We start from the raw sequence: 368 nt of genomic DNA, 5'->3' as shown, positions 1-368 counted from the left end.
CCGAGATAATGTAGACCCTCACGAGTTCTACTTACTGCTTTATCGTGTATGCTTTGGATTGACCGAAATCATATCTACTCACAAGTTCTTGTACACTCCACAGTCGTAAATTCCCGAAATAGCCTTCGGTACATACCTACGTTCGCGTTTATTTATGCAACTTCGTAAGTCATAGCATCTCTCAAATTAAGTGCAGCATTGAAATCTCTGTCTTCGATATAACCACAAGCACATTTGAAAATTCTATCTGAAAGTTTTAAATCTTTCCTGATATTTTTGCAGCAATGGCAGGTTTTAGAAGATGGATACCATCTGTTTGCCACACGAAGTTCCATTCCATTTTCGTTGCATTTAGCTTGAAGTTTTAT

1 protein-coding gene is annotated in these 368 nt (G+C 37.8%); it reads right to left on the bottom strand.

What is annotated here, in order from left to right; translation table 11 throughout:
- Positions 1-152 precede the first annotated feature (152 nt).
- A partial coding sequence (locus GPK60_RS08925; RefSeq protein ID WP_215659407.1) for a zinc ribbon domain-containing protein occupies positions 153-368 on the bottom strand: 216 nt, incomplete at its 5' end.

The sequence above is a fragment of the Ruminococcus sp. MCC718 genome (assembly GCF_018783905.1).
GTDB lineage: Bacteria > Bacillota > Clostridia > Lachnospirales > Lachnospiraceae > Hominisplanchenecus > Hominisplanchenecus faecis.
The sequence above is the reverse complement of the archived record's forward strand: the minus strand, read 5'-3'. Positions and strand labels throughout refer to the sequence as shown.